The 24834-nt window shown below is 65.5% G+C and carries 23 protein-coding genes and 4 tRNA genes; 7 read left to right on the forward strand and 20 right to left on the reverse strand.

What is annotated here, in order from left to right; all coding sequences use genetic code 11:
- Nucleotides 1–45 precede the first annotated feature (45 nt).
- Nucleotides 46–636 (forward strand): type IV toxin-antitoxin system AbiEi family antitoxin, encoded by a 591-nt coding sequence (locus ASF79_RS07085; protein WP_055853424.1) that lies wholly within the window; start codon nucleotides 46–48, stop codon nucleotides 634–636.
- Here ASF79_RS07085 and ASF79_RS07090 read toward each other — a convergent pair.
- The 16 genes from ASF79_RS07090 to ASF79_RS07165 form a co-directional block, all read right to left on the reverse strand.
- On the reverse strand, nucleotides 623–2875 hold the full coding sequence (locus ASF79_RS07090; RefSeq protein ID WP_055781258.1) for a RelA/SpoT family protein: 2253 nt from the start codon (nucleotides 2873–2875) through the stop codon (nucleotides 623–625). The two genes, ASF79_RS07085 and ASF79_RS07090, sit on opposite strands and share 14 nt — an antisense overlap.
- A 57-nt stretch (nucleotides 2876–2932) precedes the next feature.
- Complete coding sequence (secF, locus tag ASF79_RS17305; RefSeq protein ID WP_055853427.1) at nucleotides 2933–3964, reverse strand: protein translocase subunit SecF; 1032 nt, start codon at nucleotides 3962–3964, stop codon at nucleotides 2933–2935.
- Complete coding sequence (gene secD, locus ASF79_RS07100) at nucleotides 3964–5679, reverse strand: protein translocase subunit SecD (RefSeq protein ID WP_055853429.1); 1716 nt, start codon at nucleotides 5677–5679, stop codon at nucleotides 3964–3966. The genes secF and secD overlap by 1 nt, the downstream gene beginning before the upstream one ends.
- A gap of 81 nt (nucleotides 5680–5760) precedes the next feature.
- Nucleotides 5761–6183 (reverse strand): preprotein translocase subunit YajC, encoded by a 423-nt coding sequence (gene yajC / locus ASF79_RS07105; RefSeq protein WP_055853430.1) that lies wholly within the window; start codon nucleotides 6181–6183, stop codon nucleotides 5761–5763.
- A gap of 89 nt (nucleotides 6184–6272) precedes the next feature.
- Nucleotides 6273–7304 (reverse strand): Holliday junction branch migration DNA helicase RuvB, encoded by a 1032-nt coding sequence (ruvB, locus tag ASF79_RS07110; protein WP_235480642.1) that lies wholly within the window; start codon nucleotides 7302–7304, stop codon nucleotides 6273–6275.
- Nucleotides 7305–7321: 17 nt separating this feature from the next.
- Complete coding sequence (gene ruvA, locus ASF79_RS07115; RefSeq protein ID WP_055781244.1) at nucleotides 7322–7939, reverse strand: Holliday junction branch migration protein RuvA; 618 nt, start codon at nucleotides 7937–7939, stop codon at nucleotides 7322–7324.
- Nucleotides 7936–8526: a crossover junction endodeoxyribonuclease RuvC gene (ruvC, locus tag ASF79_RS07120; RefSeq protein WP_055781241.1), complete on the reverse strand. Its 591-nt coding sequence runs from the start codon at nucleotides 8524–8526 to the stop codon at nucleotides 7936–7938. The genes ruvA and ruvC overlap by 4 nt, the downstream gene beginning before the upstream one ends.
- 13 nt (nucleotides 8527–8539) lie before the next feature.
- Entirely contained in the window at nucleotides 8540–9304 is a 765-nt protein-coding gene (locus ASF79_RS07125) for a YebC/PmpR family DNA-binding transcriptional regulator (protein WP_055781239.1), read from the reverse strand.
- A gap of 78 nt (nucleotides 9305–9382) precedes the next feature.
- Complete coding sequence (locus ASF79_RS07130) at nucleotides 9383–9985, reverse strand: hypothetical protein (protein ID WP_055853431.1); 603 nt, start codon at nucleotides 9983–9985, stop codon at nucleotides 9383–9385.
- 35 nt (nucleotides 9986–10020) lie between these two features.
- On the reverse strand, nucleotides 10021–10644 hold the full coding sequence (gene pdxT, locus ASF79_RS07135; RefSeq protein ID WP_055853432.1) for a pyridoxal 5'-phosphate synthase glutaminase subunit PdxT: 624 nt from the start codon (nucleotides 10642–10644) through the stop codon (nucleotides 10021–10023).
- On the reverse strand, nucleotides 10634–11551 hold the full coding sequence (gene pdxS, locus ASF79_RS07140; RefSeq protein ID WP_055781230.1) for a pyridoxal 5'-phosphate synthase lyase subunit PdxS: 918 nt from the start codon (nucleotides 11549–11551) through the stop codon (nucleotides 10634–10636). Before pdxS ends, pdxT begins: the two co-directional genes overlap by 11 nt.
- Nucleotides 11552–11591: 40 nt before the next feature.
- Nucleotides 11592–12158 carry an HIT family protein gene (locus ASF79_RS07145; RefSeq protein WP_235480620.1) on the reverse strand — a complete coding sequence of 189 codons (567 nt, stop codon included), beginning with the start codon at nucleotides 12156–12158 and terminating at the stop codon, nucleotides 11592–11594.
- Nucleotides 12155–14077, reverse strand: coding sequence for a threonine--tRNA ligase (thrS, locus tag ASF79_RS07150; protein WP_235500721.1), 1923 nt, complete (start codon nucleotides 14075–14077; stop codon nucleotides 12155–12157). The genes ASF79_RS07145 and thrS overlap by 4 nt, the downstream gene beginning before the upstream one ends.
- Before the next feature lie 194 nt (nucleotides 14078–14271).
- Nucleotides 14272–14343: transfer RNA gene (locus ASF79_RS07155), tRNA-Val, on the reverse strand.
- 47 nt (nucleotides 14344–14390) lie between these two features.
- Nucleotides 14391–14464 (reverse strand) — tRNA-Cys (locus ASF79_RS07160).
- Nucleotides 14465–14517: 53 nt separating this feature from the next.
- Nucleotides 14518–14589: transfer RNA gene (locus tag ASF79_RS07165), tRNA-Gly, on the reverse strand.
- A gap of 244 nt (nucleotides 14590–14833) precedes the next feature.
- On the opposite strand from ASF79_RS07165, the gene ASF79_RS07170 reads away from it, so the two are divergent.
- A tRNA-Val gene (locus tag ASF79_RS07170) sits at nucleotides 14834–14906 on the forward strand.
- Between the two features lie 17 nt (nucleotides 14907–14923).
- Here the strand turns inward: ASF79_RS07170 and ASF79_RS07175 are convergent.
- Entirely contained in the window at nucleotides 14924–15622 is a 699-nt protein-coding gene (locus ASF79_RS07175) for a lysoplasmalogenase (RefSeq protein WP_055853438.1), read from the reverse strand.
- Nucleotides 15623–15742: 120 nt separating this feature from the next.
- Here ASF79_RS07175 and ASF79_RS07180 point away from each other — a divergent pair, with 120 nt between their 5' ends.
- Both ASF79_RS07180 and ASF79_RS07185 read left to right on the forward strand, forming a co-directional pair.
- A complete protein-coding gene (locus tag ASF79_RS07180; RefSeq protein WP_055854543.1) occupies nucleotides 15743–16780 on the forward strand; it encodes an LLM class flavin-dependent oxidoreductase in 1038 nt (345 codons plus the stop codon).
- Nucleotides 16777–18213: an MDR family MFS transporter gene (locus ASF79_RS07185; RefSeq protein ID WP_055853440.1), complete on the forward strand. Its 1437-nt coding sequence runs from the start codon at nucleotides 16777–16779 to the stop codon at nucleotides 18211–18213. Before ASF79_RS07180 ends, ASF79_RS07185 begins: the two co-directional genes overlap by 4 nt.
- 8 nt (nucleotides 18214–18221) lie before the next feature.
- Here ASF79_RS07185 and ASF79_RS07190 read toward each other — a convergent pair whose 3' ends face one another.
- Nucleotides 18222–18731 (reverse strand): type II toxin-antitoxin system PemK/MazF family toxin, encoded by a 510-nt coding sequence (locus tag ASF79_RS07190; RefSeq protein WP_235500681.1) that lies wholly within the window; start codon nucleotides 18729–18731, stop codon nucleotides 18222–18224.
- 80 nt (nucleotides 18732–18811) lie between these two features.
- Here ASF79_RS07190 and ASF79_RS07195 point away from each other — a divergent pair, with 80 nt between their 5' ends.
- From ASF79_RS07195 to ASF79_RS07205, 3 genes are all read left to right on the forward strand, one after another.
- Nucleotides 18812–20590 (forward strand): glycoside hydrolase family 15 protein, encoded by a 1779-nt coding sequence (locus ASF79_RS07195; protein WP_055853442.1) that lies wholly within the window; start codon nucleotides 18812–18814, stop codon nucleotides 20588–20590.
- A 79-nt stretch (nucleotides 20591–20669) separates the two neighbouring features.
- Nucleotides 20670–21470 carry an SDR family NAD(P)-dependent oxidoreductase gene (locus ASF79_RS07200; RefSeq protein ID WP_055853443.1) on the forward strand — a complete coding sequence of 267 codons (801 nt, stop codon included), beginning with the start codon at nucleotides 20670–20672 and terminating at the stop codon, nucleotides 21468–21470.
- 34 nt (nucleotides 21471–21504) lie between these two features.
- Complete coding sequence (locus ASF79_RS07205; RefSeq protein ID WP_055781215.1) at nucleotides 21505–22050, forward strand: Dps family protein; 546 nt, start codon at nucleotides 21505–21507, stop codon at nucleotides 22048–22050.
- A gap of 94 nt (nucleotides 22051–22144) precedes the next feature.
- On the opposite strand, the gene ASF79_RS07210 is transcribed toward ASF79_RS07205, so the two are convergent.
- Both ASF79_RS07210 and zapE read right to left on the reverse strand, forming a co-directional pair.
- Complete coding sequence (locus tag ASF79_RS07210; RefSeq protein ID WP_055853445.1) at nucleotides 22145–23419, reverse strand: ammonium transporter; 1275 nt, start codon at nucleotides 23417–23419, stop codon at nucleotides 22145–22147.
- Nucleotides 23420–23657: 238 nt separating this feature from the next.
- A complete protein-coding gene (gene zapE, locus ASF79_RS07215; RefSeq protein ID WP_055853447.1) occupies nucleotides 23658–24698 on the reverse strand; it encodes a cell division protein ZapE in 1041 nt (346 codons plus the stop codon).
- Nucleotides 24699–24834: the final 136 nt, after the last annotated feature.

Consider the following 24834-nt stretch of genomic DNA (forward strand, 5'->3'; position numbering starts at 1 on the left):
GCGACGACTTCGATCGCTCGGCCGTCGGGCGCTCACACTGGGCGTATGACGCGCCTCGAATCCGTTCTCACCGAAGACGATCTGCCCTTGAGCGAGTTGTGGGCGGCCTGTCGCGACGGTGAACTCGTGCCGCTGTCGTCGTCGGCCTTCGTCTTTGCCGACGTTCCCCAGACTCCGGTCGTCCGTGCACTCGCCGTACGACCGGTTCTGGCGCGTCGCACGATCATCGAGCGCCACAGCGCAGCCTGGGTGCACGGGGCTCTGACGACCCCACCGCGACTGCACACGATCGCCGTGAGGTACGCCAACAGGTCGAGTGCCTCTCGTCGGCTGGCCATCGTGCGCGAGGTGGCACTGAGGCCCGGCGACACGATGTCGATCGGGGGAATCGAAGTCACCACTCCCCTGCGTACGGCTATCGACCTCGCGCGCGATCGGGCGTTCGACGCGCAGCGCGACTCCGCCGTGATCGCGAGGCTGCTGGCGTCGTCAGGGCTGCCCCAGTGTCGCTCCTATTTCGAAGCCGCCCGCAACCTTCCCCACAAGGCGCGCGCGCTCGATCGCATCACGGACGCTCTGCTCGTCGAAGCGATGTCGCTGATGCCACCGAACAGCGCTCCGATCAACCGTCGCTGACCCGGTAGACGTCGTACACGGCGTCGATGCGGCGCACAGCGTTGAGCACGCGGTCGAGGTGGGTGGTATCGCCCATCTCGAAGACGAACCTGCTGATGGCCAGACGGTCGCTCGACGTGTTGACCGTGGCCGAGAGGATGTTCACGTGGTGCTCGGAGAGAACTCGCGTCACATCCGACAGCAGCCCCGAACGGTCGAGCGCTTCGACCTGGATCTGCACGAGGAAGAGACTCTTCGACGAAGGTGCCCATTCCACGTCGATCATGCGCTCGGGCTCGTTCAGCAGCGAGGCCACGTTGTGGCAATCGGCCTGATGCACCGACACACCGGATCCGCGGGTGACGAAGCCCACGATCTTGTCGCCCGGCACGGGAGTGCAGCACTTGGCCAGCTTCACCAGGATGTCGGGGGCGCCCCTGACGAGCACGCCCGAATCGCTGAGTTTGCTGCGGCGACGACCGTGCACCACCACGTCGAGATCGGAGTCCTCGCTGATGGCCTCGTTCTGCAGGCCGGCAAGCACCTTCTCGATCACGGACTGGGTGGACACGTGACCCTCGCCGATGGCCGCGTAGAGACCCGACACGCTGTCGTATCGCATCTGCGATGCGACCTCGGCGAAGGAGTCCTGACTCATGAGCTTCTGCAGGGGCAAATTCTGTTTGCGCATGGCCCGAGCGATGGCATCCTTGCCCTGCTCGATCGCCTCGTCGCGTCGCTCCTTGGTGAACCACTGGCGGATCTTGTTGCGGGCACGAGGGCTCTGCACAAACGAGAGCCAGTCCTGACTCGGGCCGGAGTCGGGGTTCTTCGATGTGAAGACCTCGACCGAGTCACCGCTGTTGAGCGTCGACTCGAGTGGAACGAGACGGCCGTTGACCTTGGCACCCATCGTGCGGTGTCCGACCTCGGTGTGGACCGCGTAGGCGAAGTCCACCGGTGTCGCGCCGGCGGGAAGGCCGATGACCTTTCCCTTCGGCGTGAAGACGTAGACCTCCTTCGCGCCGATCTCGAATCGGAGCGAGTCGAGGAACTCCCCCGGGTCGACCGTCTCCGCCTGCCAGTCGGAGATGCGCGCGAGCCAGGCCATGTCGTTGTCGGCGGTCTGATCGACCTGAGCTGTGCGCCCGCCGTTCACCCGCTCCTTGTACTTCCAGTGAGCGGCGACTCCGTACTCGGCCTGGCGGTGCATCTCGTGGGTTCGGATCTGGATCTCGACCGCACGCCCGTCTGGACCGATCACCGTGGTGTGCAGCGACTGATAGAGATTGAACTTCGGCGTCGCGATGTAGTCCTTGAACCGTCCGGGAATGGGGTTCCATCGTGCGTGGATCGATCCGAGGACCGCGTAGCAGTCTCGAAGCGAGTTCACGAGAACCCTGATTCCGACGAGGTCGTAGATCTCGTCGAAGTCACGACCGCGAAGAATCATCTTCTGGTAGATCGAGTAGTACTGCTTCGGGCGACCGACGACTTTGCCCCGGATCTTCGAGCTCTTGAGGTCGTCGTTCACCGAGTCGATGACCTGCTGCACGTAGGCCTCGCGTTGAGGCGTGCGCTGGCGAACGAGGTTCTCGATCTCGACGTAGAGCTTGGGATAGAGCACCGCGAAGCTCAGGTCTTCGAGTTCCCACTTGATGGTCTGGATTCCGAGACGGTGCGCCAAAGGCGCGTAGATCTCGAGAGTCTCCTTGGCTTTGCGTTCCGCGGATGCCGCGGGCACGAATCCCCAGGTTCGAGCGTTATGCAGGCGATCGGCGAGCTTGATGATGAGAACTCGGATGTCTCTCGACATCGCGACGATCATCTTGCGCACGGTCTCGGCTTGTGCACTGTCGCCGTATTTGACCTTGTCGAGCTTCGTCACACCGTCGACCAGCATCGCGACTTCGTCGCCGAAATCCGCACGCAACTGATCGAGCGAGTACTCCGTGTCCTCGACCGTGTCATGAAGGAGGGCAGCGGCCACGGTCTTCGACCCGATACCGAGTTCGGCGAGGATCTGAGCCACGGCGACGGGGTGCGTGATGTACGGCTCGCCGCTGCGTCGCTTCTGGCCGTCGTGTGCCCGCTCGGCGACCGCGTAGGCCCGCTCGATGACGGTGAGGTCGGCCTTGGGATGGTTCAGTCGAACCGTGCGAATGAGGGCATCGACGGCACCCGTTGGCTGGGCCCGCGAGAAAATGCGGGGAACCAGACGGCGCAGGCTGGCATTCGACGTCGTTGTGCTGTCCGTCATAGTGGGGCCTCCGCTGTCAATTATCCCCCGTGCCGGACCCTGTCGAGAACCAGGCCGTTACGCCGTGGGCTGACCTTCCACCACGGCATCCGCCGGACGGCCCGCTGCGGTCGCGCGTGCGCGCTCGGCGAGCGTCCGTTCGTTCTGCTTCGCGATCTTCGGCTCACGCTCCCTCAGCTGCGCATAGAGCGGTGCGGCGACGAAGATCGTGGAGTAGGTTCCCACGAGGATTCCGACGAGAAGAGCGAGCGAGATGTCGCGCAGCGTGTCTGCACCGAGCACAAAGGCGCCGATGAAGAGAATCGCCGCAACAGGCAGCGCAGCGACCACCGCGGTGTTGATGGAGCGAACGAGCGTCTGGTTCACCGCCAGATTCACGGCCTCGCCGAAGGTCAGATGGGAGTCCTTGCCGAGGCGGGCGGTGTTCTCACGAACCTTGTCGAACACGACGACCGTGTCGTACAGCGAGTATCCGAGGATGGTGAGGAAGCCGATGACCGCCGCGGGCGTGATCTCGAACCCGGTCGCGGCGTACACACCGGCGGTGAGCACGAGGTCGTGCAGAAGCGCGAGCATGGCGGCGGCCGACATCTTCCAGGTGCGGAAGTAGATGGCCATGGCGATCCCGGCGAGGATCAGGAACACGACGAGGCCGCGGATGGCCTGGCCCGTCACATCGGATCCCCACGAGGCGCCGATGAACGAGGCGGTGATCTCTGTTTCGGGAACCTTGTAGGCCTCGGCGAGTGCCGTGCGGACCTCGTTGGTCTCGGCACCGGTCAGCTGATCGGTCTGAACGCGAACGCCGGACGCGCCCAGGGTCGAGACGCGGGCCACGGCCTGAGGAACGACGGAGGCGACGGCGTCTTCAGCCGCGGACTGCGGGGTATCGGCCACATCACTGACGACGAACTGCGAGCCACCCCGGAATTCGATTCCGAAGTTGAACCCACCCTTGGCCAGCGGTATGGCCACCGAGGCGACCATCAGCACAATGGCGATCGTGTACCAGATGCGTCGGTGTTTGATGAAGTCGAAGGAGCGCTTGCCTGTGTAGAGGTCGTTTCCGAACTGCGCGAAACTGGCCATCAGGAGTCCTTCCCGTCTTTCTTGGTATCGGCGGGTTTCTCGGCCGTGAGTTGAGCAGCCTTGCGCTCTGCGATGGTCTGGCGAAGGGCAGCCTCGCGACCGGCTCCGGTCTTCTTGGTGGAGACCGAGTCGACCGGCTTGCGGAATTCGGCGCGTCCCCGGTAGATGGCCCCGAGGGCCGTCGGGTCGAGACCCGAGGCCTTGTGTCCGCTCGAGAAGAACTTCGTCGCCGCAAGCAGACGCAGCACGGGGTGGGTGAAGAGGATGACGACGAGCACGTCGATCACGGTCGTCACGCCGAGCGTGAGCGCGAATCCGCGGACGTTGCCGACGGCGAGCACGTAGAGCACCACCGCAGAGAGGAGGTTGACCGCCTTGGCCGCGTAGATGGTGCGCTTGGCGCGGCGCCATCCTGCCTCGACCGCAGACGCGAGTCCCTTGCCATCTCTGAGCTCATCTCGGATGCGCTCGAAGTAGACGATGAACGAGTCGGCCGTGAAGCCGATCGCCACGATCAGACCCGCGACGCCGGCGAGCGACAGTCGGAAGTCGATTCGCCACGACATGAGCGCGATCACGAGATACGTCATGATGCCGGCCACCACGAGCGATGCCACGGTGACGAGGCCGAGCGCGCGGTACTGGAAGAGCGAATAGATCACCACGAGGATGAGACCGATCAGCCCGGCGATGAGGCCGCTGAGCAGCTGCGACGATCCGAGGGTGGCCGAGACAGAGTCGTTGCTCTGCACGGTGAAGCCGATCGGCAGCGCGCCGAACTTCAGGTTGTCGGCGAGGGTCTTGGCGGAATCCTGCGTGAACGACCCCGAGATCTGCGGACGACCGTCGGTGATGACCGCATTGGTCGTGGGGGCGGAGATGACCTTGCCGTCGAGAACGATGGCGAACTGGTTCTGGCTGCCCTGAAGAGCGTTGAGGCGGGTGGTGACGTCGGCGAACTTCGACGTTCCCTCGTCGTTGAAGATGATGTTGACGACCCACTGGCCGGTCGAGGCTCCGGTCTGCGTCTGAGCGACACCGCTCGTCGCATCGGAGATCATCTCGCCCGTCACCTCGACGGGGCCGAGGATGTACTTCGCGGCGTTGTTCTCGTCGCAGGCGAGCAGCGGCTTGTCGGCGGGTGCCTGACCGGCGTCCTTCGCCCCGTCCGAATCGCAGCTGAAGTTCGTGAACTGATCCTGCAGAGCGGGCGTGACCCAGTTGAGGTCGCTCGCGTTCGTCGGTGCGACGGTCGGGGTGTCCGACAGGCCTTCAGCGGGCGTCGCCGTGGGGGTGACCGCAGCGGTCGGCGCCGCATCGGCGACGAGCACCGGACGGAACTCGAGCTTGGCCGACGACTCGATGCGGTTCAGCGTGTCCTGATCGGGCGTACCCGGAATCGAGACGACGATGTTCTGGCCGCCCTGAGTGCTGATCTCCGCCTCGGACACTCCCGACGCGTCGACTCTCTGCCGGATGATCGACACGGCCTGCGAGAGCTGGTCCGAGTTGACCTGCTGGCCGCTCTCGAGCTTGGGCGCGAGGATGATCTGCGTTCCGCCCTCGAGGTCGAGACCGAGCTTGAGTCCCCACCCCGCGCCCGGCGCGCTGAACAGCACACCGCCGGCGATGGTTCCTGCGAGCACTGCGAGGACTACGACGAGCCAGATGAGCGTTCGCCACGCCTGCTTGACCGCGGAAAGAGTTGATGCCACCGGCGAACTCAGCTTTCTTTAGCGCACGCCCGACGCCGGAGCGGTCAGGTGGTGTGCGCGAGGGGTTGGAAAAGAGGGAGGTTACTCGTCGACTTTGTCGGTCTTCGACAGGGTCGGGCCCGAGGTGGCGGGCTTCGAGCCGGGAGTGGTCTCCGCGCTCTCCTCGAGACGCTCGCCGAAGGCGGGCTCGGTCGTCGAGGCAACGGTATCGGTCTCGTCGTTCTCGGCCACGACGTCGTGGTCGTCGATGACCCGCGTGACGACCTGGCGGTGCACCGTGATGACGGTACCGGGCGACGTCTCGAGCTGAACCTTGTTGTCTTCTTCATCGATGTCGATGATCGTTCCGAAGAGGCCGAAGTTGGTCATGACATCGGCACCGACCTGCACCTTCTGCTGCAACTCTGCAGTTTCGCGCTGGCGCTTGCGGCTGTTGCGGAACATGAAGAACACGAGGATGGCCAGTACCGCCAGCATGCCGATGGTGAGGGGATCAAGAACCATGAAAAAGTCGTGCCTTCCAGCAATGGGGGGTGATTGTCGGCTTCATACTAGTGACGCCGCCTGAAGACGGGCCTATGGGCCACAGTGAATTATAGGTCATCGCCGAACAGCGAGTCGGACGGGCGTCCGATTCCCATGTGCCGCCATCCCGCGGGAGTGGCCACGCGGCCTCTCGGCGTGCGGGTGATCAGACCGACCCGCACGAGGAAGGGTTCGACGACGCTCTCGATGGTCTCGGCCTCCTCCCCGACCGAAACGGCGAGGGTGCTGAGGCCGACGGGGCCGCCGTTGAAGCGCGTGATCAGGATGTTCATCACGGCCCGGTCGAGCCGGTCGAGTCCCAGAACGTCGACGTCGTAGAGTTCGAGCGCCGCGTCGACGACCGACGTGCTGGCCCGCCCGCCGTGCACCAGCGCGTAGTCGCGCACACGCCGCAGGAGGCGGTTGGCGATGCGCGGCGTTCCTCGCGATCGCTGAGCGATCTCGACGAGCGCCGACTCGTCTATCGACAACTCGATGAGAGCTGCCGCGCGGCGGAGGACGTGGACGAGCTCGTCCGTCGAATAGAACTCGAGATGCGCGGTGAAACCGAAGCGGTCGCGAAGCGGATTCGGCAGCAGACCCGAACGCGTGGTCGCCCCCACCAGGGTGAACGGTGCGAGATCCAGCGGGATCGACGTTGCGCCCGCACCCTTGCCGACCATGATGTCGATGCGGAAGTCCTCCATGGCGAGGTACAGCATCTCTTCTGCCGTGCGCGCCATGCGGTGGATCTCGTCGACGAAGAGCACCTCACCCGGTACCAGCGACGACAGGACCGCTGCGAGATCGCCGGCATGCTGGATGGCCGGACCGCTCGTGAGTCGGAGCGGACGGTCGCTCTCGTGCGCGACGATCATGGCGAGGGTGGTCTTGCCGAGGCCGGGCGGCCCGGCGAGCAGGATGTGGTCGGGGGTGCGATTCTGGATGCCGGCCGCTTCGATCAGGAGCTGCAGCTGTCCTCGCACGCGGGCCTGGCCCACGAATTCTGCGAGGCTCTTCGGCCGGAGCGCGCCCTCGAAGGCGATCTCGCCTTCGGAGAGCGGTTCGGGGTTCACGATCGGACTCGCGTCGCGCGGCATCCCCGAGTCGGCGGCCGTCATCGCGAGCCACCCGGATTGCGCGGGCCGAGTTCGGTCAGCGCGAGTCGCAGCAGAGCCTGAACCGACGCCGTCTCGTCGTCGGATGCATGCAGCAGTACGGCATCCAGGCCGGCCTCAGCCGCCTTCTCGTTCCACCCGAGCCCGACCAGAGCGGCGAGCACATCGTCGCGAATGCTGCCGGAGACGTCTTTCGCGACCGCGGGCGCCGCGGCGAAGACGCTGACCTTGCCCGCAAGAGAGAGAACGATGAGCTTCGCGGTCTTCGGCCCGATTCCCGATACTTTGCGGAACACGGCGTCGTCTTCCTGCGAGACGGCGACGGCGATCTGGGCGGGCGACAACTCGGCGAGCACCCCCATGGCCGACTTCGGTCCCACGCCCGTCACTCCGGTGAGAAGGGTGAAGAGATCGAGGGAGTCGTGGTCGACGAAGCCGAACAGCGAGAGCGAGTCCTCACGCACGATGAGGCTGGTGACGACGGATGCCTCGTGCCCCACCCGCAGAGACAGGGTGTGGGCGGGGGTCAGGGTCACATCGAATCCCACTCCCCCGACCTCGATGACAGCGGACGAGCCGCTCACGCGGAGGACAGTTCCTCGAAGGGCAGAAATCACCGTGTCAGCCTACGGGCAGTGCCCGCCGCTTTCTCCGCGGCGCGCCACGCCTGTTGGGCGCGGGTCATTCCCGAACCGGATGCCGAGCCGTCGGGCGCGTGGGCGCTCCGCGTGGCGGGCGAGCGCCACGCGTGACAGATGGCGAGAGCGAGAGCATCCGCTGCGTCGGCGGGCTTTGGAATCTCGGCTAGACCGAGGATCTTGGCGACCATGGTGCCCACCTGTTTCTTCTCCGCCTGCCCGTAACCGGTGATCGACGCCTTCACCTCGGTCGGCGTGTGCAGGCTGACCGGGATCCCGTGGCGGGCTGCCGCGAGGAGGGCGATCCCGCTGACCTGAGCCGTGCCCATCACCGTGCTCACGTTGTGCTGGGCGAACACGCGCTCGATCGCGATGCTCTCGGGGCGGTGCTCGCCGATGAGCTCGTCGAGGCCGAGCGCGATCCCGAGGAGCCGCTGATCGAGATCCATCGTGGGAGGGGTGCGCACCACGGTGACCGCGACGAGCGTCGCCACCCGGTTCGCCGTGACATCGACGACGCCGACGCCGCAGCGCGTGAGCCCTGGATCGATACCGAGAACACGCACGTCGAGGTAGGCCCTACTCCTCGTCGGTGTCGAGTTCGGCGCGGACCTCGTCGCTCAGATCGACATTGCTGTAGACGTTCTGGACGTCATCGCTGTCTTCGAGGGCGTCGATGAGCTTGAAGACCTTGCGGGCGCCCTCCGCGTCGACGTTGACCTTGAGCGAAGCGACGAACTCGACGTCAGCGGAGTCGTACTCGATGCCCGCGCTCTGCAGAGCCTCGCGGTTGGCCACGAGCTCGCTGGGGTCGGTGACGATCTCGTACTGTGCGCCGTGGTCGATGACCTCTTCGGCGCCGGCGTCGAGCACCGCGACGAGAACGTCGTCCTCGGTGAGCGCGTCCGCGTGGGGAACGGCGATGACGCCCTTGCGGGCGAAGTTGTACGCGACGCTTCCGGGGTCGGCCATCGCGCCGCCGTTGCGGCTCATGGCCGTGCGCACCTCGGCCGCGGCCCGGTTGCGGTTCTCGGTGAGGCACTCGATCAGCAGTGCGACGCCGTTGGGGCCGTAGCCCTCGTACATGATCGTCTGGTAGTCGACCGACTCGCCGGTGAGGCCCGCGCCGCGCTTGACCGCGCGGTTGATGTTGTCGATGGGCACCGAGGTCTTCTTGGCCTTCTGGATGGCGTCGACGAGGGTGGGGTTGCCGTTGAGGTCAGCGCCGCCGATCTTGGCGGCGACCTCGATGTTCTTGATCAGCTTGGCGAACGACTTTGCTCGGCGCTGGTCTTTGACGGCTTTTTGGTGCTTGGTGGTCGCCCACTTGGAATGCCCGGACACTGTTCTGCTCCCTGCGTGCTCTATTCGATCAACGTCCAGTCTAAGTGAGCGCCGTGTTCTGCCTCGGAGAACCGCCGCTCAGGACATCCGTACACCCGATGCGCGCAGCTCCAGTGCCGCGAGAGCCCTGATGGCTGCAGCGTCCTGGCGGCGCCAGGCTCCGGCCGGATCGGGGTGCGCCGCGAGCAGAAGTGTGAGCTTCCTCCTCGAGAGGGCGCGGCAGGCCAGCAGATCCCTCCCGGCCGCCGACATCGCTGCGTCGCGCGCGAGGCGGGCGCGGCGGGCGAATCTCATTCGGGGAATCAGCCAGCACAGCAGGATCGCCACGACAGGCAGGATCGCGGTGATCAGGCCCGCGGCGACGGCGAGCTGCTCCGTCGCCTGCTGCTGCCACAGCCCGACCTCGTTGAGCGTGCCGCCGGCTCCCGACGCCTCGTCGAAGGGGCCCCGGATACCGGAGCCGATCAGCGGTACATGGCTGAGACGGTCGCTGATCTCCGTCATCGTCGATTCGAATCCGCTGCCGGCATCCGCCAACCGCGCGCCGATGGCCTGAAGAGACAGGATTGCGTCGTGCACGATGACGCCCAGCACGATGAAGAGGGCGATGCCGAGGATGGCAGCCGCGTCGGCAATCATCTGGCGTGCTCTGCGGAACGGGAAGTCGGAGTAGAGGATCATCCGACTATCTTGGCGACGATCGCTCGCCGCCGGGCTCAAACGTGCGCGCGCTCCATGTGGTCTCGCACCTTGTCGAGGAAATACCGGTGGAATCTGGTGTCTCCCGTGACCTCCGGGTGGAAGGCCGTTCCGAGGAGATGAGCCGACTCGACGGCCACGACCCGTCCGTCCGTGAGGCTAGCTAGCACCGTCACGTCGTCGCCGACAGACTCCACGACGGGGGCGCGGATGAACACGGCGTGCACGTCCGGCGCTCCCAGCTGAGGGATGTCGAGATCCGTCTCGAAGGAGTCAAGCTGGTTACCGAAAGCATTGCGGCGAACCGCGATGTCGAGGCCGCCGAGACTCCGTTGCCCGGGAATCGCGTCGAGGACGGTGTCGGCGAGCATGATGAGCCCGGCGCACGTTCCGTAGACGGGCAGTCCGGTATCGATCGCGTGACGCAGGGGCTCGGCCAGACCGAACGTCCGAGACAGCTTGTCCATGACGCTCGACTCCCCGCCGGGGATCACCAGCGCGTCGACCGACGCCAATTCCTCGGGTCTGCGAACCGAGACGGGCTCGGCACCGAGGGCGCCGACCACGCGCAGATGCTCCCGAAAGTCACCCTGGAGGGCGAGAACACCGACGCGCGGAGCGGCGGACCGACTACCAGCCACGCTCGGAGAGACGGTGCGGCGCGGGCACGTCGGCGACGTTGATGCCCACCATCGCCTCACCGAGACCACGCGAGACCTCGGCGACCACGGTGGGGTCGTCGTAGAAGGTCGTCGCCTTGACGATGGCAGCCGCGCGCTCTGCCGGGTTGCCCGACTTGAAGACACCCGATCCGACGAAGACGCCGTCGGCGCCGAGCTGCATCATCATCGCAGCGTCGGCGGGAGTCGCCACTCCGCCGGCGGTGAACAGCACGACCGGAAGCGTTCCGGTCTCGGCGATCTCGACGACCAGATCGTAGGGAGCCTGCAGTTCCTTTGCGGCCACGTAGAGCTCGTCTTTCGACATCGACGACAGGGCGGCGATCTCGGACTTGATCTTGCGGATGTGCTTGGTGGCTTCGGAGACGTCTCCGGTGCCCGCCTCGCCCTTGGAGCGGATCATGGCCGCGCCCTCGTTGATGCGGCGAAGGGCTTCGCCGAGGTTGGTGGCGCCGCAGACGAAGGGAACCTGGAACTTCCACTTGTCGATGTGGTTCACGTAGTCGGCGGGGCTCAGGACCTCGGACTCGTCGATGTAGTCGACACCGAGGACCTGGAGCACCTGCGCCTCGACGAAGTGGCCGATGCGCGCCTTCGCCATGACGGGGATGGAGACGGCGCCGATGATCCCGTCGATGAGGTCGGGGTCGCTCATGCGCGCGACGCCGCCCTGCGACCGGATGTCGGCGGGAACGCGTTCCAGCGCCATGACGGCGACGGCACCGGCTTCTTCGGCGATCTTCGCCTGCTCGGCATTGACGACATCCATGATCACGCCGCCCTTCAGCATCTCGGCGAGACCGCGCTTGACGCGGCTCGATCCGTGCTCGGTGCGGCCAGTCTGGGAAGGTGTTTCGTGGGTGCTCATTGTGTCCTCTCGAACCCGATTCTACTCGGGGTGCTGGTGTCTAGGCTGACTCGGGCCAGGCTGCTGCGATAGACGCGCGCACGTCTCCGAGCAATTGCGGAAGTGCTTTCGTCTTGGCGATGATCGGAAAGAAATTCGAGTCCTGAGACCATCGTGGAACGACATGCTGATGAAGATGGCCAGCGATTCCCGCGCCCGCTACCGCACCCTGATTCATTCCGATGTTGAAGCCGTGGCACTGGGAGGTCTCGCGCACGACCCGCATCGCGGTCTGCGTGAGGGCCGCGATCTCCACGACCTCGGCCTCTGTGGCGTCGTCATAGAGCGAGACGTGGCGATAGGGGCAGACCAGCAGATGGCCGCTGTTGTAGGGGAACAGGTTCAGAAGAACGTATGCGTGCTCTCCGCGATGCACGATGAGGGCCTCCTCGTCGCTCAACTGCGGGGCCCGGCAGAACGGGCAGGTGTCGTCACCCGTCACCGGGCCGTTCTCGATGTAGACCATGCGGTGGGGCGTCCAGAGACGCTGGTAGGCATCCGGGACACCCGCGAAATCGGCCGAGCTCTCGATCGGAACCTCGGGGAACTCCTGATCTGCGGGAATCACGCCTGGCCCTGGCTGGTGACCTGCAGCCGCGAATCGATAGCGGCCCGGATGCGGGCGACGGCCTCGTCGATCGGCACGCCGTTCTCCTGCGTGCCGTCGCGGAAGCGGAAGCTCACCGACCCCTGCGCGCGATCCTCTTCTCCCGCGATGAGCAGGAACGGGACCTTCTGCAGGGTGTGATTGCGGATCTTCTTCTGCATGCGGTCGGCAGACACGTCGAGCTCAGCGCGCACGCCCTGCTTCTTCAGCGTGGAGACAACCTCGGCGAGGTAGTCCTCGTACTGCTCGGCGATCGGGATGCCCACGACCTGCACGGGTGCCAGCCACACGGGGAATGCGCCGGCGTAGTGCTCCGTGAGCACGCCGAAGAAGCGCTCGATCGAGCCGAAGAGGGCACGGTGGATCATCACCGGGCGCTTCTTCGTTCCATCGGATGCCGTGTACTCGAGCTCGAACCGCTCGGGCAGGTTGAAGTCGAGTTGAACCGTCGACATCTGCCAGGTGCGGCCGATGGCGTCGCGCGCCTGCACCGAGATCTTGGGTCCGTAGAACGCGGCTCCTCCAGGATCGGGCACGAGCTCGAGGCCGGACTCCGCGGCGACCTCTGCCAAGGTCGACGTCGCTTCTTCCCAGACGTCGTCGTCTCCGACGTACTTCTCCGGGTCCTTGGTCGACAGTTCGAGGTAGAAATCGGTCAGGCCGTAGTCGCGAAGCAGCGCGAGGATGAAGTTGAGCGTCTTGGTCAGCTCCTCCTTCATGTTCTCGCGAGACGTGAAGATGTGTGCGTCGTCCATCGTGAGACCGCGCACGCGGGTGAGACCGTGCACCACACCCGACTTCTCGTTGCGGTACACCGTTCCGAACTCGAAGAGGCGAAGAGGGAGATCCCGGTACGAGCGTCCTGATGAGCGGTACACCAGGATGTGCATCGGGCAGTTCATCGGTTTGAGGTAGTAGTCCGCTCCCTGGCGAGTGATCTCGCCTTCCTCGTTGCGGCCCTCGTCGAGGTGCATCGGGGGGAACATGCCGTCGGCATACCAACCGAGGTGGCCGGACTGCTCGAACAGGTGCGCCTTGGTGATGTGGGGCGTGTAGACGAAGTCGTAGCCTTCCTCCTCGTGCTTGCGACGAGAGTAGTCCTCCATCTCACGGCGGATGATTCCGCCCTTGGGATGGAAGACGGCGAGACCGGAACCGATCTCGTCGGGGAAGGAGAAGAGATCGAGTTCGTTGCCGAGCTTGCGGTGGTCGCGCTTCGCCGCCTCCTCGAGGCGCGCCTGGTAGGCGCGGAGCTCGTCCTTGGTCGGCCAGGCCGTTCCGTAGATGCGCTGAAGCTGCTTGTTCTTCTCGGAGCCGCGCCAGTATGCGGCGGCCAGTCGGGTGATGGAGAACCCGTTTCCGACCAGACGGGTGGACGGCAGGTGAGGACCGCGGCACAGGTCCTTCCACAGAGTCTCGCCGGTCTTGGGGTCGACGTTGTCGTAGATGGTGAGTTCAGCTCCGCCGACCTCGACGGACTCGTCTGCGGTCTCGTCCTCGGGGGCCCCCTTGAGTCCGATGAGCTCGAGCTTGTACGGCTCGTCTGCCATCTCGGCCCGAGCCTCGTCTTCGGTGACGACGCGGCGGGTGAATCGCTGACCCTGGCGGATGATCCGCTCCATGGCCTTCTCGATGGCCTTGATGTTCTCGGGAGTGAACGGCTCTGCGACATCGAAGTCGTAGTAGAAACCGTCGGTGATGGGCGGGCCGATACCGAGCTTGGCCTCGGGGTTGATCGTCTGCACGGCCTGTGCGAGCACGTGGGCGGCGGAGTGGCGCAGGATATTGAGGCCATCGGCAGAGTCGATCGTCACCGGCTCGGTGGTGTCATCGGCCTCGACCGTCGTGGCGAGGTCGCGCAGCTCGCCGTTCACCCTCATGGCCACGATGGACCGGTCCGGAAAGAGTTCGAATCCGTCAACCACTTTTTGTCCCGCTCCTTGTTATGTCACCGACCTATCCACTGTAGTGCCGGGTACGAGCAGCTCGATCCCGCGGTCCGCTGCGTGAGCTCATGGTTCCGGATGCCCGGGAACGACAAAAGCCCCCGGTTTCCCGGGGGCTTCATCTTCTGTGGGCGATACTGGGATCGAACCAGTGACCTCTTCCGTGTCAGGGAAGCGCGCTACCGCTGCGCCAATCGCCCATTCGTTGTGTCTCGAAGCGAGACCGGGTGAGTGAAACCCTGTTGAGTGGAGGTGGCGACGGGATTTGAACCCGTGTGGACGGCTTTGCAGGCCGCTGCCTCGCCTCTCGGCCACGCCACCATTCTTTGAGCTACACGTGGCACATGACTGTGCTTTGTGAATCTTCACACTCGAGCGGATGACGAGATTCGAACTCGCGACCCTAACCTTGGCAAGGTTATGCGCTACCACTGCGCCACATCCGCATTTGCTCGCTTTTCGGCGTGCGTTGAAGACTCTAGCCGAAACAACGCGGCATGACCAAACCGAGCACTTTTCGTCTCCGCCGGATTGCGGTCGAAGTCCCGTCGAGCCCCGGAACGGAGCCGAACGCGAGCGTTGACAGCGACGGGACGCCCCGGGCGTGTCGACGCGATTCCGCTGGCCGATGTGCGCAGCGCGCGCCGCGTCGGCTAGGATCGATCCGCGCTGCTTCGTGTGGCGCGTGACGGGCGATTGGCGCAGTTGGTAGCGCGCTTCGTTCACACCGAAGAGGTCATCGGTTCGAGTCCGGTATCGCCCACCCGTCAGAAGCCCTGGTCAATCATGAGATTGCCCGGGGCTTTTCTCGTTCGTCGAGCGTGCAGCGCGAACCACACCCCACGCGATGAGGCCCTGGCCCGCGAGGTAGAGGGCCATGATGATCAGGTCCTGCTGCACGAGCTCGAAGTCCGGCAGAAAGATGCGGCACGCGAGCAGGCTGTCGGAGCAGACGAAAAGTAGAGCGCCGATGGCCGTCAGCCGGTTCGTCGCGACGGCGACGGCTCCGGATGCCCCGAGCACGAGACCGTAGGCCGCCACCGGTATGAGCAGGCTTCCGAGCGAGGGGGCCAGCAGCAGCACGAAGCCCACCCACCACAGCAGATAGAGCCACGCCCCGAGGGGTACGCGCTGGCGCCTGAAGAAGGCGGTGAATGCGACGAGGTACAGCAGGTGCGCGACGAAGAATCCCGTCAGTCCCAACAGAAAGCCGACGTCGCCCGGCGAGGCCAGCAGCACATCACCCAGCCACGAGAATCCGAGGGCGGCGATGATCAGGACGGTTCCGGCGCCCCCTCGCCGGCCCGTCATGAGGAGAACGGCCAGCAGCAGCGCGGGCATCAGTAGCGGCTTCGTCCACCCGGACAGCTCCGGCAGCTCAGCACTCAGGGCGACGAGGTGCACGGCGCTCAGCACGACGTACGGTACGACGGCCCAACGGCGGCTCCGAGTGCTCACCGGCGCGTGATTGTCGGTCATGCATCACACTGTGGCACGACGCGGGTCGATGCTGAAGCAGCAGGGGAATGTCTCGTCGGGTGCGCCGGTTGCGCAAACGGATACATTTGCATGGAAGCCGCAGAGAACGAGGAGATCGACATGACCAAGCAACTCGAGTTCGGACTGGACACGTTCGGAGACGTCACATCGGATTCCGACGGAACCCCTCGAAGCTACCCCCAGGTCATCCGGGATGTCATCGCAGAGGGTGTGCTCGCCGATCAGGTCGGGGTCGACTTCATCGGATTGGGTGAGCACCACCGCGACGACTTCGCCATCTCCGCGCCCGATGTCGCCCTCGCCGCCATCGCGGGGCAGACGTCGCGCATCCGACTCGGTTCGGCCGTGACGGTTCTGAGTTCGGACGACCCCGTGCGGGTGTTCCAGCGCTTCGCGACGCTCGACGCGGCATCCAACGGTCGCGCCGAGGTCATCCTCGGCCGCGGCTCGTTCACCGAGTCGTTCCCCCTTTTCGGCTACGAGCTCAGCCAGTACGAGGAGTTGTTCGAAGAGAAGCTCGACATCTTCACCCGCCTGCTGACGGAGAAGCCCGTGACCTGGCAGGGCAGCACCCGCCCCGCGCTGGTCGATCAGCGCGTGTTCCCGACCACCGAGTCCGGCTCGCTGAAGACGTGGATCGGAGTCGGAGGAAGCCCTGAGTCCGTCGTTCGTGCCGCGCGATACGGACTGCCCCTCATGCTCGCCATCATCGGCGGCGATCCCGTGCGGTTCGCGCCCTACGCCGATCTGTACCGCCGCGCGCTCGCCCAGCTCGAGAGCCCTGAGCTGCCCATCGGCGTGCACTCCCCCGGCTACGTCGCCGCGACCGACGAGCAGGCACGCGAGGAGTTCTGGCCCCAGTACAAGAAGATGCGCGACCGCATCGGGGCCGACCGCGGCTGGCCGCCCATGGCGAAATCGGAGTTCGACCGTGAGGCCGGCCCGCACGGTTCGCTCTACGTGGGCTCGCCCGAGACCGTCGCCCAGAAGATCGCGTCGACCGTACGCGCTCTCGACGCGACTCGCTTCGACCTCAAGTACAGCGCGGGTCCCCTCCCGCACGACCTGCTCATGACCTGCATCGAGCTGTACGGAACCGTGGTCATTCCGCGCGTCCGCGAGCTGCTCGCAGAATGACCGCCGCCGACACGAGCGGCGTCGGCTTCCGGTCGCAACGAGGCCCGGTTCTCATCGCCCTGATGGTGACCACCGGGCTCGTCGCGATCGATGCGACCATCCTCGCCACCGCCGTTCCCTCGATCGTCGACGATCTGGGCGGCTTCGCGCAGTTCCCGTGGCTCTTCTCGATCTATCTGCTCGCGCAGGCCGTCTCCGTGCCCCTGTACGCGAAGCTGTCCGACACGGTCGGTCGAAAGCCGATCATCCTCGTCGGCGTCGGACTCTTCCTCCTCGGCTCGATCCTGTGTGGATTCGCCTGGAGCCTACCCGCGCTCATCGCGTTCCGTGCGGTACAGGGTCTGGGCGCCGGTGCTGTTCAGCCGATGGCGATCACGATCGCGGGAGACATCTACACGGTGGCGGAGAGGGCCAAGGTGCAGGGCTATCTCGCCAGTGTCTGGGCCATCAGCTCCGTCGCCGGTCCCACCCTCGGCGGGGTGTTCTCCGAGTTCGTCTCGTGGCGGTGGATCTTCTTCATCAACGTGCCTCTCTGCCTCGTCGCCGGTTGGATGCTCGTGACCCGTTTTCACGAGAAGATCGACAAACGCGCCCACCGGCTCGACATCGCCGGCGCCGCTCTCCTCACCTCAGGGCTCAGCCTTGTCATCCTCGCCGTGCTCGAGGGCGGGCAGGCGTGGGACTGGGACTCGATTCCGAGCATCGCGGCCTTCGCGGTCGGCGGGGCGCTGCTCGCGGTGTTCGTGCTCGTCGAGCGGCGCGCGGCCGAACCGATACTCCCCCTGTGGGTCTTCTCCCGTCGGCTGCTCATCACGACGACGCTGATCTCGCTGGGTGTCGGAGCTATTCTCATCGGCCTCACCTCCTACGTTCCGACGTTCCTCGAGGGCGTCGCGGGAGCATCCCCCCTGATCGCGGGATTAGCGCTCGCCGCCCTCACTATCGGCTGGCCCATCGCGGCCTCGCTGTCCGGTCGGCTCTACCTGCGGTTGGGCTTTCGCACGACAGTGCTCATCGGCACGGGCCTCGCCGTGCTCGGAGCGACTCTGCTGATCGTCGTCTACCCGACCGCGAACATCGTCCTCGTCGCGGTGAGCTGTTTCATGGTGGGCCTCGGTCTCGGGCTCGTGGCGACACCCAGCCTGATCGCTGCCCAGTCGAGCGTGCCGTGGAACGAGCGCGGCGTCGTCACCGGAACGAACCTGTTCTCGCGCTCGATCGGCAGCGCGGTCGGCGTCGCCGTGTTCGGAGCGATCGCGAACGGCATTTTCGGCGCGAGTGCGACAGGCGAGAGCGATCCCTCGGTTCTGACGAGTGCGTCAGGGGCGGTCTTCGCCGCGGTGCTCGTGTGCGCCGTGTTCACCGGTGCGGCCGCCCTGGCGATGCCGCAGGCGCGCGTGGAGGACGTCGAGCACGTGGAGGCCTCGAGCTAGTCCGCTCGCTATGGGCGTCGGCCCTCGAGTGCCGACGACACGGCGGCGAACTGCGTGCGGCTGACCGCACTGGCCTCGCGTCGCATCCCCGACTCGAAGACACGGAAGACCCTGTCGAGGCGCACCCAGCTCGGGCGGCCCTGAGAGTCCCATGGTCCCGGCCCGATGTAGACGAAATGCTGCTCATCGCGTTCGTGCGGCTTGCTCGTGAGTTGCAGCGCGAGAACCGACCGCGGTGAGTCGCGCGTCACGATCAGCACGGGTCGATCCTTGCCGCGCCCATCGTTCTCTTCGAAGGGCACCCACGTCCAGACCACTTCTCCGGGATCCGGCTTGCCGTCGACGTGCGGCTCGAACGAGAGGCGGCGCCGCCGGAGCGCATCGACCCCCGCCTCGATCGTGGCACTCGCTCCCGTTCGGCCTGGCGAGGGGATATCGCCCCCGCCTCGTGGCGTGGACTTTCGGGATGTCTCGCTCGTGCGGAACGCGGAGAGAAGGCGCCTTACGATCGTCGTCAATGCGCGGAGTCTCATGAGGCCGAGCGTACCGGGTCGTCAATCCCCACCCGTTCGGCAGGCACGATTGCTAGACATGCCGAATGACGATTCGCGCCGACGGCACTGTTCCCCTCCGCTCCTACGGTGTTATCGGCGACGGGAGGACGATCGCTCTGATCGCTGAGGACGGCGGCGTGGATTGGCTGCCGATGCCGAGCATGGATGGGACTCCCGTCTTCGGTCGCCTGCTCGACGCGGAGGGCGGCGGCGCCATCGATCTGATGCCGGCTGAGGACTACACCGTGTCTCGTCGCTATGTCGATGGCACCAATGTGCTGGAGACCACCTTCACGACGAGTTCCGCCGAGGCCGTTCTGACGGATGCCCTCGTGACGGGCATAGCCGGGCGGCTCCCGTGGACCGAGCTCGCCCGGCGAGTGGATGGAGTTCGGGGTGAGATGCGGTTCCGCTGGCGCGTCGCGCCGGGAACCTGCCTGTCGACGGCGTCGCCCTGGAAGCAGGAGACCACGCACGGACCGGTGATTCGCGTCGACGGCGTGACGATCGCCGTGCGCGGCCTCGAGCACGGACCACGCGGCGGAGGCGATGCCGCGCTCGCGGGGTCGTTCACGACCGCCAAGGGTTCGCGTCACGTGGTCACCGTGGTCGGAACGTCCAACGAGCCTCTGCACCTTCCGGTCGCCGCCAACGTCGATCGTGGCATCGACCGCACGATCGAGAATTGGCAGTTCTGGTCACGCGAGTTCAGCTACGACGGTCCCTGGTCCGACGATGTGCACCGCAGCGCCCTGGCCCTGAAGCTGCTCATCTTCAGCCCGACGGGCGCCATCGCGGCCGCGGGAACCACCTCACTGCCCGAGAATCCGCGTGGCGGCAAGAACTGGGACTACAGATTCGCGTGGGTGCGCGATGTCGCGTACACCCTGCACGCGCTCATCCGCTTCGGGCTGCGCGAAGAGACGCACGCGGCCGTCGCGTGGCTGCTCACTACCATCAGACAGAACGGCCCCGAGCTGCATATCTTCTACCGGCTCGACGGATCTCTGCCGTCAGGGGTCACGGAGCAGGATGTGCCGGGCTGGAACGGGGCAGGCCCGGTCGTGACGGGAAATCCCGCGAGTGGTCAGTTGCAGCTCGGCGTCTACGGCGACCTGTTCGACGTCATGCGGCTCTACGTCTCGGCGGGCAACGTTCTGGATGCGGAGACGGGTCGACTCCTCGCCTCCGTCGCCGACCGCGCCTGCGACGCGTGGCGGCAGCGAGACGCCGGCATGTGGGAGCTGGAGGACGTGCAGCACTACACCTCCGCCAAGATGGGCTGCTGGCAGGCCCTGGATGCCGCGGTGGAGCTCTGCGAGAAAGGGCAGATCCCCGGCGACTCCGCCCGCTGGATCGCGGAGCGGGAGCACATCCGCGAGTGGATCGAGGCGAACTGCTGGTCGGAGGAGAGGCAGAGCTACGTGGCCTATCCGGGCTCCGATGAACTCGACACGTCGGTCCTCCTGCACGCGTCGAGCGGATTCAACAGGGGCGAGCGTATGTCGAAGAGCATCGATGCGATGCGTGAGGAGTTGGGCAGGGGCCCGCTGCTGTACCGCTACTCGGGCGCGGACTCGGAAGAGGGGGCGTTCGTCGCGTGCTCGTTCTGGATGGCTCAGGCGCTCGCGTGCGTCGGGAGGATCGACGAGTCCGTCGCCCAGATGGACGCCATGATCGCCCTCTCGAACGACGTGGGGATCTACTCCGAGATGATCGATCCAGACGACCTCGCCTATCTCGGCAATCTCCCGCAGGCCCTGAGCCATCTGGCGTTGGTGAATGCGGCGATCACGATCGAGGAGCTCACGGGCCGGTCGTAGCCGCGCCGCATCCCATCACGACTTCTCGCGCGGCGCAACCCGACCCTTGACGGGGGTCGCCATGCCTATCGTGGAGTATATGGATCTACGAATCTCAGGCAAGAAGGCGCTCATCACGGGAGCCGACTCCGGAATCGGTTGGAGCACAGCGAGGGTTCTGCTCGCAGAGGGCGTGACGGTGGTCATCACCGATCTCGATCAACGACGGCTCGACGATGCCGCCGCACGACTCGGTGCCGACGAAGGCATGCTGTTCGCGTTCGCTGCAGATGTGACGGACACTGCCTCGCTGGCCTCCTTGCACTCCCGGGTGGCCGAGGCGGTGGGACCGATCGACATTCTCGTGCAGTCGGCCGGGGTGACGGGTGCCCAGGGTCTCTTCCACGAGATAGACGACGCCGGATGGGTCGACACCCTCACCGTCGACCTGCTGGGACCTGTGCGGCTGGTGAAGGAGTTCCTTCCCGATCTCCGCGAGGGAGGCTGGGGTCGGCTGGTGTTCCTCGCCTCCGAGGACGCCGTGCAGCCTTACGACGACGAGCTTCCCTACTGCGCGGCGAAAGCCGGAGTGCTCTCTCTGGCGAAAGGATTGTCGCGCAGCTACGCACGCGAGGGCCTGCTGGTGAACGCCGTCTCCCCCGCCTTCATCCACACGCCCATGACCGACGCCATGATGTCCAAACGCGCCGACCAGACCGGCACGTCCTTCGACGAGGCCATCGAGAGCTTCCTCGATGAGGAGCGGCCATTCATGGAACTGCACCGCCGCGGAGAACCGGATGAGGTGGCCAACGTCGTGGCGTTCCTCTGCTCGGATCGTGCGAGCTTCGTCAACGGATCGAATTACCGCGTCGACTCCGGCTCCGTAGCGACCATCTGACCACCCACCAGACCCCCTTCGAAAGGAAACCACAATGACAACCACGATCGAACGCCCCGCGAGTGCGCCGAGCGATGCAGGAGCGAAGAGCACCCGACGCCAGAACGCCGAACGGGGATTCAAGGCATCGAAGTCGCTGACGGACAACATGCAGAAGGTTCTCGTCGACCTCATCGAACTGCATCTTCAGGGAAAGCAGGCGCACTGGAACGTGGTCGGCAAGAACTTCCGCGACCTGCACCTCCAGCTAGACGAGATCATCGACGCGGCCCGCGAGTTCAGCGACACCGTGGCCGAGCGACTCCGCGCTCTGCACGCGATCCCGGATGGTCGTAGCGACACCGTCGCAGCGACGACCACCCTGCCCGAGTACCCGAACGGCGAGGTCGACACGGCCGAGACGGTCGATCTGGTCACCGTGCGCATCGAGGCCGTCGTCGGCACGATGCGTGACGTGCACGACGAGGTCGACGAGGCCGACCCCACGAGCGCGGACATCCTGCACGCGATCATCGAGCGGCTCGAGCAGTACGCCTGGATGGTCTCGGCGGAGAACCGCACGGCGACCAAGAAGTCCTGACGTCCCGAAGCATTTGTAACGACGAACGGCGTGCCGCTTCCCGAGAGGGAAGCGACACGCCGTTCGTCGCTGTGTGGGTGATGCAGAGCGGCTGTTAGCGGGTCTCCTCCAGGAGGATGTATCCCTCTTCGCCGTGAACGACGGTGTCGATGCCGGCGATCTCGTCTTCGTTCTTGACTCGGAAGCCCATCGTCTTCTCGATGATGAGTCCGATGATGTAGGAGAGCACGAACGAGTAGATGAGAACGGCGAACGCCGCGATGGCCTGCTTGCCGAGCTGCTCGCCACCGAAGCCGAAGAACAGGCCGACGTTGTTGCCGAGCAGACCGATGTAGAGCGTTCCGATGAGTCCACCGACGAGGTGGATACCCACGACGTCGAGCGAGTCATCGAATCCGAGCTTGAACTTGAGGTCGATCGCGACGGCGCAAATGGCGCCGACGAGGATACCGAGGACGATGGCCCAGAACGGCGTCAGGATGTTACACGCCGGGGTGATCGCGACCAGACCCGCCACGGCACCCGATGCGGCTCCGACCGAGGTGGGCTTGCCGTCCTTGATCTTCTCGACGATGAGCCAGCCGAGGATCGCGGCGGCCGGAGCGGCGATCGTGTTGAGGAACGCGACAGCGGCGATTCCGTCGGCGGCCAGCTCGCTGCCCGCGTTGAAGCCGAACCAGCCGAACCAGAGCAGACCGGCCCCGAGGAGGACGAAGGGCGGGTTGTGCGGCTTGTGCACGCCCTTGGCGAAGTTCACGCGCTTGCCGAGGACGAGCGCCAGGGCGAGAGCGGCGGCACCGGCGTTGATGTGCACGGCCGTTCCACCGGCGAAGTCGTTCGCGCCGACACCGTATGCGATCCAGCCACCATCGGTGATCGAACCGTCGGTGACGGTGAAGTTGAAGACCCAGCTGGCGACAGGGAAGTAGACGACGGTCGCCCAGACTCCTGCGAACACCATCCAGGCGCCGAACTTGGCCCGGTCGGCGATCGCTCCCGAGATCAGGGCGACAGTGATGATGGCGAATGTCGCCTGGAACGCCGCGAACGCGAGCGTCGGATAGGCGGTCGTGATGTCACCACCGGTGGCCTCGTTGAACGCACCCTGCAGGCCGAGCTGGCTGAGGTCGATGCCGAACCAGCCGTCGATGCCCACGTAATCGCCGACGCCGGCGTTCGAGAACGTGATGGCGTAGCCGTACAGAACCCAGAGAACGCCGATGAGTCCCATGGCTCCGAAGCTCAGCATCATCATGCTGATCACGCTCTTGGCCTTGACGAGTCCTCCGTAGAAGAACGCGAGTCCCGGCGTCATCAGGAGTACGAGGGCTGCTGCTATGAGCAAAAAGGCGGTATTGCCCTGGTCCATTGAAATTACCTCTCTTAGTTGTTGCAAGGTGCACCGAGAGATGATGACGAACGGGGGTGCTGTTAGAAGGAAACCAGCGCGCGCGCCTCACTCGGGTATGCCCAACTATCGTGTGAAGAAGTTTCAAGACATGCGCGTCAATGTTTCCGGCACGTAACGCTCGGACGGCAATTGTAAAAACTGTGTTTCGCCTCGCTGCGGAACCGCGGGGAGAGTCTGCGCAGAACGCGAGCCGGTGTCAGTACTGCGTCGACGCGATGAGTCGCGAGACCGATCGAAGGTACTTCTTGCGGTATCCCCCCGACATCATGTCGCCGGCGAAGACCTCGTCGAGCGGGCTGCCGGAGGCGAAGATCGGGATCTGGGCGTCGTAGACCCGGTCGATGAAGGCGACGAACCGCAGGGCGTCTGTCTGACTGTGCAGGGGTGAGACGTCGTCGAGGACGATCGCATCGATGCCGTCGATCAGCTTGACGAACTTCGAGGGATGGATGGTGCCGAGGTGGGCGATGAGTCCGCCGAAGTCGTCGCGGGAGACGGATGCCGAGGCGGACTTCTGCACGACGGCCGAGACGGCGTCATCGATTCCCGTCTCGTCGAGCACGCGGGCGTGGCCCTCGATGTCGCGCCGGCGGTAGTCGAGGCCGTCTATCCGCACCGTGTCGAAGCGGTCGGAGAGCGACTGGATCTCGCGGAGGAAGTCGGCTGCGGCGAAACGGCCCTCGCCGAGCGCGTTGGGCGGCGTGTTGCTCGTCGCGGCGAGCCGGGTTCCGGATGCGCTCAGGTCGGTGAGCAGGCGGGTCATCATCATCGTGTCGCCCGGGTCGTCGAGCTCGAACTCGTCGATCGCGATCAGCTTCGCGCCGGTGAAGAGCTTCACCGCGGCGGCGTAGCCCATCGCGCCGACGATCGCGGTGTACTCGATGAAGGTTCCGAAGTACTTCGGCCCGGGAGCCGCATGCCAGAGCGCCGCGAGGAGGTGCGTCTTGCCGACGCCGAAACCGCCGTCGAGGTAGATGCCCGTCGGTCCGGCCGGCGCTTTCTTCTGGCGGGAGAAGAACCCGCCCGACCGAGCTGCCGGTGCCCACGACGTCGAGAAGCTCCGCACGATCTCGAGGGCATCGGTCTGGGAGGGGTAGTCGGGGTCGGGCCGGTACGAATCGAACGACGCCCCGTCGAATTGGCGCGGCGGCACGAGAACGGCCGCCATCTCGGCGCCGGAGAGTGTCGGGGCGCGGTCGACGAGTCGAACGAGTGTGGTGGGGATGGATGACGCCATGACGGAGCTCTTCCGGAGAGTTTGTGTCGAACAGAGACGTTTCCCGGAGAACGGTCACCGGAACGGCATAGATTCGAGGGGAGACAAGTGTCTCCAGACTAAACCGCCGATACCGCCGTGCCGGTCTCCGACCGGC

The sequence above is a fragment of the Agreia sp. Leaf335 genome (assembly GCF_001423605.1).
Classification (GTDB): Bacteria; Actinomycetota; Actinomycetes; order Actinomycetales; family Microbacteriaceae; genus Agreia.